The organism is Zhengella sp. (assembly GCF_041397485.1).
GTDB lineage: Bacteria > Pseudomonadota > Alphaproteobacteria > Rhizobiales > Rhizobiaceae > Zhengella.
This window is the reverse complement of sequence record NZ_JAWKWO010000001.1, coordinates 1,243,474-1,253,175: the sequence shown is the minus strand read 5'-3', so window position 1 is coordinate 1,253,175 and position 9,702 is coordinate 1,243,474. Positions and strand designations below refer to the sequence as shown.

Here is a 9,702-nt window from a genome sequence, read left to right as displayed (position 1 = left end):
GGCGGGACAGTTGGCTGGCCATGACGGCGGGCATGGCGATGCCCAGGTCAAGGGTTTCGACCCTGCCGTCGCGCACCGTGCCGCGCAGCCGGGCCATGGCGATCTGGCGAACGAAGTCATGCGTCATGTCCTCTTCGCGCGAATAGGTAAGCTTGACCGGTGTGCCCTTCATCTGGACGGCGATTTCCGCGGCCTGCTTGACGACTTCGTCCTCAAGACGGTGGCCGAAGCTGCCGCCCATCATGTAGACATGAACGCGCACCTTCTCGGCATCGATGCCGGTGATCCGCGCCACGTTGGCCTGGGTGAAGCGCGGGATCTGCGTGCCCGTCCATACGTCCACAGCGTCATCGGCCACACGGACGATGGCGCTGATCGGCTCCAGCGGTGCATGGGCCAGATAGGGCGCACGGTACTCCGCCTCGACCGGCGCGCTTTCGGCAATGGCGATCTCCACGTCGCCATCGTCCCGGTTGCGGCTGTCCTGGCGGTCGGCGATGAAGGAATCGGCCAGTGTCTGCCAGTGCTCGTCCATGGTGGCGGGAAAGGCGGCCTTGCCCCAGTCGGCTTTCACCGCCTTTGCGGCCTGGAACGCACGCCATGTGTTGTCGGCGACGATTCCGACGCCGCCGGTGACAGGCACCACGGCCTTCACGCCGCGCATCTTCCCGGCCTCGCGGGCGTCAAAGCCGTTGATCGCGCCGCCCTGGGCCGGATTGAGCAGAACGGTGGCGTGGACCATGCCCTCGATGGCCTCGTCTATGCCATAGACCTGCGTGCCGGTGCATTTGGCCACCATGTCGATGCGTTGCATGGGCTTGCCGAGCAGGCGCCATTGCGAGGGGTCGCGCAGCGTGACCTCCTCGACCGGATCGATGGTGGCGGCGACAGGGGCCAGTTCGGAATAGGTCATGCGCGAACCGTCCGGCAGGATCACGGTGCCGCTTTGCGTCGTCAAGCGCGAGACGGAAACGCCGGCCTGCTTCGCGGCGGCAGCCTTGAGCGTTTCGCGCGCCACGGCGCCGGCAATGCGCAACTTCTCGAACTGGTCGGGGACCGTGGTCGAACCGCCGGTGATCTGCATGCCGATGAACTTCATCACTGCGGAAAGGCCCACCGTGGCGGCATTCTGCATCATGCCCGCCGAAGGGACCATGAAATCGGCGGCTTCGGTGGCAAGGGCCGTGTTCCAGTAGGCCCTTGACGGGGGGCCTGGATCAACGCGCACCTGATCGAGATCCACATCCAGTTCCTCGGCCAGCAGGGCGGCCTGAATGTGGTAGACGCCCTGGCCCTTGTCAGCGCGCGGGGTGATCAGGGTCACGCCATCGGCATCGATCTTCACATAGGGCGTGATGGCGGCCTCGCCGCTGTCCAGTTCGTCCAGGAGCGGGTTGGCATAAGGGGTGCGATAGCGCCAGACCCCAAAGGCCACACCGCCGGCCACGGCTGCCGCGCCCACGAGAAGCGTTCGGCGGGTGATCGTTGCAACGCGTCCCATGCTCACACTCCCTGAAGCTTGCCGGCGGCGGCCTTCACCGCCTCGCGGATGCGCGGATAGGTTCCGCAGCGGCAAAGATTGGCGGACATGGCCGCGTCGATATCGGAGTCGGACGGGTCCGGATTGGTTTCGAGGAAGGCGGCGGCCGCCATGATCTGCCCGGACTGGCAATAGCCGCACTGGGCCACCTGATGCTCGATCCAGGCCGCCTGGACGGCATGCAGCGCATCGGGCGCGCCAAGGCCTTCGATGGTGGTGATCTCGCCGTCCACATCGGCAGCGGCAAGCTGGCAGGAACGCACCGGCATGCCATCGACATGCACCGTGCAGGCGCCGCACCGGGCAATGCCGCAGCCATATTTGGTGCCTGTCAGGCCGAGTTCATCGCGCAAGACCCAGAGCAGAGGCATGTCAGGCTCGACATCGACCTCGAACGTCTTCCCATTGACCGTCAATTGCATGGCGGACCCCTTTGGTTTCACGTTCTGACATTATTCGTCAAAATGTCAGATTGTCAATGCGTGCGCGCCGTCTTATGGTGCCGGGATGACGACGCATATCCAGACCGACAAGCAGTCCGCCATCCTTCACGCAGCCATCGGCCAGTTCATGGCCTACGGTTTCTCGCGCGTGACGATGGACGACATCGCCCAGGCCGCCGGCATGTCGCGGCCGGCGCTTTACCAGTTCTTTCGCAACAAGCAGGCGATCTACGACGCCGGCGCAACAGCCATGCTGGAGGAGTCGCTGGAGGTCATGCGCAAGGCGCTCGTGCGCCCGGCGCCGGCCAGGGAACGGATCGCGGCAGCCATCCGCGAAGGCATTCTCGACATGATGGCGCAAATGGAGGCGACACCGCACGGCGCCGAACTCATCGACATGAAGAGCGGGCTGTCCGCCGGCTGGCTGGATGACTGGAAGGCGCGCAAGGTCGCGCTTCTGGCGCCGGTCTACGAGGCGGCGGGGGCGCGCGCGCCGCTCGATGGTCCCTTGCTGGCGACCCAGCTTTCCGACTGGCTGGAGGGGATGAAGCTGCGGGTCAGGGCGAAAGAGGACCGCGAACAGGCGCTGGAGCGTTTCCTTGCCATGCAGATGGCGGCGATCGGCGCTGGCGCGGGCTGAGCCGGCCGGCCTTCTTGCAGGGCGCCTTGCGTGCCGGCTCACATCCTGTGCGGCCGGGTGCGCATGGCGAGGAAATCACGGACCCGGCGGCCGACGGGACGCCTGGGAACGGGTGCCATGGCCGGATCGAGTTCGTCCGAAAGGTCGAGCCCGGCGCGTATGCCGACATTGTGAACACCGTCCTCCAGCCAGTCGTCGGCCGCCGCGCGGCCAAGGTCACGCATGTATTTCAGGAATTCCCATTCGGCGGAGATCTTCGAATCGGCGGACAGGCCGGCCAACGCCTCGTCTGCATCGATTCGATGCATGCGAATATCACGGTAGTGCTGATGGCTGATATTGCCGTTCTCGATCAGTTTCTTGACGAAGGCGATGGCCCGGAACTCGCGCAGCAGGGCCGCGTTGAAGGTGATCTCGTCGATCCGGTTCTGGATTTCACGCGCCGTGACCGGCGTTTCCGCCCGGCGTATCGGATTGATCTGGACCAGCAGCACGTCTTCCGTGGTGTTGGCATAGAAAAACGGGAAAAGCGCCGGGTTGCCGCCATAGCCGCCGTCCCAGTAGTCTTCCCCGCCGATCCGGACGGGCTGGAAGATGGTCGGAAGGCAGGCGGAGGCCATGACCGTATCCACGTCGATCTCGCCATCGGAAAAGACCCGCAACTGGCCGGTCTGGACGCTTGTCGCCGAGATGAAGAGGCGCATCGTCTCACAGGCGCGGACATTGGCGAAATCGATCTGCGCCTCCACGGCCTCGCGCAACGGATTGATGCCCAGCGGGTTGGCCATGGCCGGCGAGACCATGCGCGACAGGAAGTCGAAAAAGGCATAGGCCGGGTTGCTGGTCACCGTCCAGTTGCCCAGAAACACATCCCATGGCGTGCGCTGAAAGGGCGAGAAACGCCCTTTCATGCCAACGGCCTGCCAGAAGGCATGGAGGCGCTCACGCGCGCCTTCGCGTCCGCCGCGCACCCATCCGTCGGCCAGCGCAACCGCGTTCATCGCACCGGCGGAGGTGCCTGACACTGCATCGAAGCGGATGCGCGTGTCTTCCAGAAGCCGGTCGAGCACGCCCCAGGTGAAGGCGCCATGGGAGCCGCCGCCCTGGAGCGCAAGGTTGACCGGCCTGGCCGGCGGCGAGGTATCGTTCGCGCGTCTCATGTTGCGCTCCTCGCCGCTACAGCGCGGTCCAGCCGCCGTCGATGGAGATCGTGGTCCCGGTGATCTGGGCGGCGGCTTCGGAGCAAAGGAAGACAGCGGTTCCGCCGATTTCCTCGACCGTCGCAAATTCCTTCGTCGGCTGGCGTTCGAGAATCACCTTCTCGATCACTTCGTCGCGGCCCATGCCATGGGCCTTCATCTGGTCGGCGATCTGGCCCTCGACCAGGGGCGTCTTCACATAGCCCGGGCAGATGGCATTGCATGTGACGGCGACGCGTGCTTCCGCCATTTCAAGCGCCACGGTCTTCGTCAGGCCAACGAGGCCATGCTTGGCGGAGACATAGGCCGACTTGTAGGGGGAGGCGGTCAGGCCATGGGCCGAGGCAATGTTGACGATGCGGCCCCAGCCGGCCCGTTTCATCATCGGCGCGGCGGCTGCGATGGTGTGAAACGAGGACGACAGGTTGATTGCCAGGATGGCGTCCCACTTTTCCGGCGGAAAATCCTCGACCTTCGCCACATGCTGGATGCCGGCATTGTTGACAAGAATGTCGACGGTGCCGAAGCGTTCGGCCGCCTTGGCGATCAGGCCGCGGCACTGGTCGGGTTTGGACATGTCCGCCTGGATGTAGACGGCCTCGATGCCGTGGGTCTGCGCCATGCCGGCCGCAATGGCGTGATCGTCGTCGCTGTCGGAAAAGGAGTTGATGACGATATTGCAGCCGCTGGCTGCCAGGGCGTGGGCGATGCCCAGTCCGATGCCCGAGGTCGAGCCGGTGATGACGGCAGTGCGTGGCGTGGACATGGCGAACTCCAAAGCTTTGTTGCGATGCAAAAGAACATTGTTGCAACGCGACAAAAGATCAACCGAAAGCGGCATTAAATTTGCGTCATCTTTTCCTGCGAGGATGAGAAGGGCTTGCCGGCTTGTCCGTCCATGACCTTCCACGCCTGCCCGCGACCGTTGACAATCAGGCCCGTCGCCGCCACATCGGACAGCACAGCCAAATCCAATGGCAGGATCACCATGACGCAGTATTTCTCCCATCCCTTCCCGCGCAAGAAGACGGTCGGCGTGCGCGTCGGCGATGTCATGGTCGGCGGAGAAGCGCCGGTGGTCTTGCAATCCATGACCAATACGGATACAGCCGACGCAGATGCCACGGTGGCGCAGGTAGCGGCCCTGGCGCGCGCCGGGTCCGAGGTCGTGCGCATCACGGTGGATCGCGACGAAGCGGCGGCCCAGGTTCCGCGCATCCGCGAGCGGCTGGACCGGCTGGGTGTCGACGTGCCGCTGGTCGGCGATTTCCACTATATCGGCCATAAGCTGCTGGCAGACCATCCGGCCTGCGCCGAGGCGCTGGCCAAGTACCGCATCAATCCGGGCAATGTCGGCTTCAAGGACAAGAAGGACCGGCAGTTCGCCGCCATCATCGAAACCGCGATCCGGCATGACAAGCCGGTGCGCATCGGCGTCAACTGGGGCTCGCTGGACCAGGAACTGCTGACCCGCCTGATGGACGAGAACCATGCCAAGGGCGCGCCGCTGACCGCCAACGAGGTGATGCGCGAGGCCATCGTGCAATCGGCGCTGCTGTCGGCGCAACTGGCCGAGGAAATCGGGCTTGGCCGCGACCGGATCATCCTGTCGGCCAAGGTCTCGCAGGTGCAGGACCTCATCGCCGTCTATACCATGCTGGCGGCGCGTTCGGACCATGCCCTTCATCTGGGCCTGACCGAGGCGGGCATGGGCACGAAAGGCATCGTCGCTTCTTCCGCCGCCATGGGCATCCTGTTGCAGCAGGGCATTGGCGACACAATCCGAATCTCGCTGACGCCGGAGCCGGGCGGCGACCGGACGCGCGAGGTCCAGGTGGCGCAGGAACTGCTCCAGACGATGGGCTTCAGGCAGTTTGTGCCCATCGTCGCGGCCTGTCCGGGCTGCGGTCGCACCACATCCACCGTGTTCCAGGAGCTGGCGCAGGCGATCCAGGAGGACCTGCGCGCCAACATGCCGGTGTGGCGGGAGAAATATCCGGGCGTGGAGGCCCTGTCGGTGGCGGTGATGGGCTGTATCGTCAACGGGCCGGGCGAGAGCAAGCATGCCGATATCGGCATATCCTTGCCGGGCACGGGCGAGACGCCGGCGGCGCCCGTGTTCATCGAGGGCAGGAAGGCGGCCACGCTGCGCGGCGCCAACATTGCCGGGGAATTCCAGGTGATGGTGGCCGATTATATCGAGCGGCGTTTCGGCGGCGGGCGTCATGCGGCCGCGGAATAGGCGCGGCGCGGCGCATCCGGTTCAGGCCGCCTGGATGTCCGCCTTCTTCAGCCACTTGCCGATCTTCTCGGCCAGCTTGTCCGGCGAAACGGGTTTGGACAGATAGTCGTCCATCCCCGCTTCCAGGCATTTCTCGCGGTCGCCCTTCAGCGCATGCGCGGTCACGCCGATGATGGGTGTGTGGCGTCCGGCCGTTTCGTCCGCCTGCCGGATGAGGGCGGTTGCCTCCAGGCCGTTCATTTCCGGCATCGATACATCCATGATGACCAGTTCGGGCTTGTGGGTGCGGTGTGCCTCCACTGCCAGTCGGCCATTGCCCACGATCCGGAACGTGACATCGAGGCTGGACAGGATCTGCGTGAACACGATCTGGTTGACCTCGTTGTCCTCCGCGACGAGGACGTCGAGCGGCGCACCGGCGCGATTGGTGAAGCGGCGCTCGCGCGGGGCCGGTGCGGCCACATCCCGGCTGCCGGCAGGCGGCGGCGCCGGTTCCTGCTCCGGAGCTTCGCTGCGGTTGCGTGCGCTCATCGCCTCGGCAAGGGCAGCCATGGAAGATGGCGCTGCTTCCTTTGGCGCGCGCGCGGCCTGCATCACCTCGACAAGGGTTTCCAGAAGCAGTGAGGAACGGGCCGGCTTGGTCAGGTGCGAAGCGATGCCGTGCCTGAGAATCATGCGCCCGACATCGGCATGGTCGACGGATGTGAGCATGACCACGGGGACGGAGAAGCCTGGACGCTGACGGAAGGCGCGCAACACCTCCTCGCCGTTCATGCCGGGCATCTGGTAGTCGAGGATGATGCAGTCGATTTCCATGCCGACCTCGGCCGCGCGATCCATGAAGGCCAGGCCGACGGGGCCGTTTTCCGCGGCCGCGCATTCGAAGCCCCAGGCATTCAGTTGCTCCGACAGGATGGAGCGGTTGACCGGGTTGTCGTCGATGACCAGGACGCGGGCGCCGGTGACATCGACCGGCAGACGGCGGGGCGCGCGATCCGACTCCGCCACGGGCAGGGGAACGGTGAACCAGAAGGTCGATCCCTTTCCGAACTCGGATTCCACGCCGATCTGGCCGCCCATCAGTTCGATCAGCCGCGAGGCGATGGCAAGGCCGAGGCCGGTGCCTTCGTGGCGGCGGGTGGACGAGCCGTCAACCTGCGCGAACTTGTCGAAGACGGCCTGCAGTTTCTCCTGCGGAATGCCGACACCGGTATCCTGCACGGCCACCCGCAGATGGGCGATGCCATTGCGGATGTCACCGGAAACATCCACCAGGACATGGCCTGTCTCGGTGAACTTGACCGCATTGCCAAGCAGGTTGGTCACGATCTGCCGGAAGCGGCCGACATCCCCGGAGACGACGGATGGCAGCGCAGGGTCGATGCGCACGATCAGTTCGAGATCCTTTTCCGCGACCCGCGCGGAGACGAGCGTGGCGACATCCTCCACGGCCTCGCCGAGGCGGAAGGGCGCGGGATCGAGTTCAAGCTGACCGGCATCGATCTTGGAGAAGTCGAGGATGTCGTTGATGATGGTCAGCAGCGCATTGCCGGATTTGACGATGATGTCGGTAAAGGTCTTCTGGCGCGCGTCGAGACTTGTCCTGGCAAGAAGTTCGGCCATGCCCAGAACGCCGTTCATGGGCGTACGGATTTCATGGCTCATGTTGGCCAGGAATTCCGATTTTGCCCGGTCGGCGGCCTGGGCGGCCTCGCGCGCCCGCTCGGCTTCGTTGCGCGAGGCGGCCAGCTTGTCCTGGGCATCGAGAACGGCGGCCTCCAGAGGCAGCAGGATGGCAAGGCCGATGGTCAGGCTGGCGATGCACATGAAGGCCGCGGTCACCAGCATGGCATAGCGCAACCCGTCCTGGGCGGCGATGACCTCTTCCCCGAGCTTCTGGTTCAACCGGGCCAGGCCGGGCCGCAACTGATCGGCCGCCAGCGTGCGGACCTGATCGAACGTGCGAATCGCCGCCCGTGAGGAAAGATCGCGGTAGAGGCCGATCCGGTTGGCCTGGGATATGATTTCCTTGAGCGAATCGCGCAGGCGGAACCCGGCGTCTTCGCCATACCAGATGGCGCGCAGGGCGGGCGGCATGTGCAGCCCGGTCAAAGCACCGAAGGCTTCGGCATTCCCGGCCATGGCGCCGGTTTCCTCCATCGTCAGCCGGCGGCTTTCCAGGACGGTGATATCGCCTTCCTCGGTCAGCGCGATGGTGCGGAAGGCATGCTGCAACCGGCCAAGAGTGGCATCGAGATCGGCCTGAATGGCGCCGAGCGCACGGGCGCGCTCCCCGGATGCCTTGAAGTGATAGGCGGGATCCTTGCGGACCGCGTCGATCTGGCTGATCTGGTAGAGCAGGAGTTCGGTTGCGTTCGCCGCCTCGGAGATGACGGCATTGAATTGCGCGGAGCGTTTCGTCGCCTCGGTGTTGAGGTAGACATAGCTCGTGCCTGCGACGACGCATGCAAGCATGAGCGCCATAGCCAGAATGATCCTGGTGCGCAGATAGGCACGGGTCAGGATTTTGGACATCAGGCAAGCCTTGGCGCTGTGGATCTTCATTTCCACAGTCGGCAATTAACCTTAAGGCCAGCTTAACATGCCTGGCCGAATTGGCCCTTAAGGCCCTTGCGGCTTCGCCTCACCGATCCCGGATGGCAACGAAGCGGGCGGCATCGAGAAGCAGCGATGCCCTGGCGCCATAGGGCTCCAGCAGGCCGCAGGCCTCTTCCACCAGCGCATTGAGCTGGCGGCGGGTCCATTCGGCGCCATGCAGACCTGCCAGCGTGGCCTTGCCGGCGCCGGCATCCTTGCCGGTGGCCTTGCCCAGCGTGCCTGCATCGGCTGTCAGGTCGAGCAGGTCATCGGCGAGCTGGAAGGCAAGGCCGATGGCCGAGCCGAAGGCGGCGAGGCGGTCGCGGTCGGCCATGGGTGCATTGGCGGCAATGGCGCCAGCCTCGCAGGCAAAACGGATGAGCGCGCCGGTCTTCATGGCCTGAAGGCGGATGATGCCCTCCTCATCGGGGCGGTTTTGCGCCGCGTCGAGATCGAGCGCCTGGCCGCCGGCCATGCCGCCGGGGCCGGCGGCGCGCGCCAGCCGGAGGATGAGGGATGTCTTCAGCCGGTCGGCAAGATCGGTCGCGGGGTCCGCCACGATGTCGAAGGCGAAGGTCAGCAGGCTGTCGCCGGCCAGGATCGCGGTCGCCTCGTCGAAGGCCTTGTGGACGGTGGGCCGTCCTCGGCGCATGTCGTCGTCATCCATGGCAGGCAGGTCGTCATGGATGAGCGAATAGCAATGAACGCATTCCAGCGCGGCGGCCACGCGCATGACCGCTTCGCCGGTCTTGTCGAAAAGGCGCGCGGTCTCGACGAGCAGAAAGGGGCGCAGCCGCTTGCCGCCATTCAGCGCACCGTGGCGCATGGCGGCCATCAGATGGTCCGGCCTTGCGATTTCGCCATCGAGCGGGCGTGTGTCGAGCAGGTTTGCCAGAAGCACACCGAGCGTATCGGCATGCCGGGCAAGCGCTGACTGGAAATCGGATGGCTCTGTCATGGGCAAGCGCATGCGACGAAACACCGTCCGGGTCAAGCGGCTCATTTCCGATGGTTCCATTGCGACCGGTCCAAGGGCGGGG

The 9,702-nt window shown here is 65.2% G+C and carries 9 protein-coding genes; 2 read left to right on the top strand and 7 right to left on the bottom strand.

Going from position 1 to position 9,702, the window contains the following annotated elements:
- Nucleotides 1-1,501 (bottom strand): molybdopterin cofactor-binding domain-containing protein (locus R3D65_RS05975; protein ID WP_371274320.1); only part of this gene is annotated, 1,501 nt, incomplete at its 3' end.
- Nucleotides 1,502-1,503: 2 nt separating this feature from the next.
- Nucleotides 1,504-1,962: a (2Fe-2S)-binding protein gene (locus tag R3D65_RS05970; RefSeq protein WP_371274319.1), complete on the bottom strand. Its 459-nt coding sequence runs from the start codon at nt 1,960-1,962 to the stop codon at nt 1,504-1,506.
- Nucleotides 1,963-2,047: 85 nt separating this feature from the next.
- Between R3D65_RS05970 and R3D65_RS05965 the strand changes: the two genes are divergently transcribed.
- Nucleotides 2,048-2,623, top strand: coding sequence for a TetR/AcrR family transcriptional regulator (locus R3D65_RS05965; RefSeq protein ID WP_371274318.1), 576 nt, complete (start codon nt 2,048-2,050; stop codon nt 2,621-2,623).
- Nucleotides 2,624-2,661: 38 nt separating this feature from the next.
- Here the strand turns inward: R3D65_RS05965 and R3D65_RS05960 are convergent, their stop codons facing one another.
- The 3 genes from R3D65_RS05960 to R3D65_RS05950 form a co-directional block, all read right to left on the bottom strand.
- Nucleotides 2,662-3,783, bottom strand: coding sequence for a patatin-like phospholipase family protein (locus tag R3D65_RS05960; RefSeq protein ID WP_371274317.1), 1,122 nt, complete (start codon nt 3,781-3,783; stop codon nt 2,662-2,664).
- A 16-nt stretch (nt 3,784-3,799) separates the two neighbouring features.
- Nucleotides 3,800-4,588, bottom strand: a complete 789-nt coding sequence (locus R3D65_RS05955) for a 3-hydroxybutyrate dehydrogenase (protein WP_371274316.1) — start codon at nt 4,586-4,588, stop codon at nt 3,800-3,802.
- 74 nt (nt 4,589-4,662) lie between these two features.
- Complete coding sequence (locus tag R3D65_RS05950) at nt 4,663-4,812, bottom strand: hypothetical protein (RefSeq protein ID WP_371274315.1); 150 nt, start codon at nt 4,810-4,812, stop codon at nt 4,663-4,665.
- On the opposite strand from R3D65_RS05950, the gene ispG reads away from it, so the two are divergent.
- Nucleotides 4,811-6,064, top strand: a complete 1,254-nt coding sequence (ispG, locus tag R3D65_RS05945) for a flavodoxin-dependent (E)-4-hydroxy-3-methylbut-2-enyl-diphosphate synthase (protein WP_371274314.1) — start codon at nt 4,811-4,813, stop codon at nt 6,062-6,064. The two genes, R3D65_RS05950 and ispG, sit on opposite strands and share 2 nt — an antisense overlap.
- A gap of 21 nt (nt 6,065-6,085) precedes the next feature.
- Here ispG and R3D65_RS05940 read toward each other — a convergent pair whose 3' ends face one another.
- A complete protein-coding gene (locus R3D65_RS05940; protein ID WP_371274313.1) occupies nt 6,086-8,599 on the bottom strand; it encodes a response regulator in 2,514 nt (837 codons plus the stop codon).
- Between the two features lie 109 nt (nt 8,600-8,708).
- On the bottom strand, nt 8,709-9,620 hold the full coding sequence (locus R3D65_RS05935) for a polyprenyl synthetase family protein (RefSeq protein ID WP_371274312.1): 912 nt from the start codon (nt 9,618-9,620) through the stop codon (nt 8,709-8,711).
- Nucleotides 9,621-9,702 lie beyond the last annotated feature (82 nt).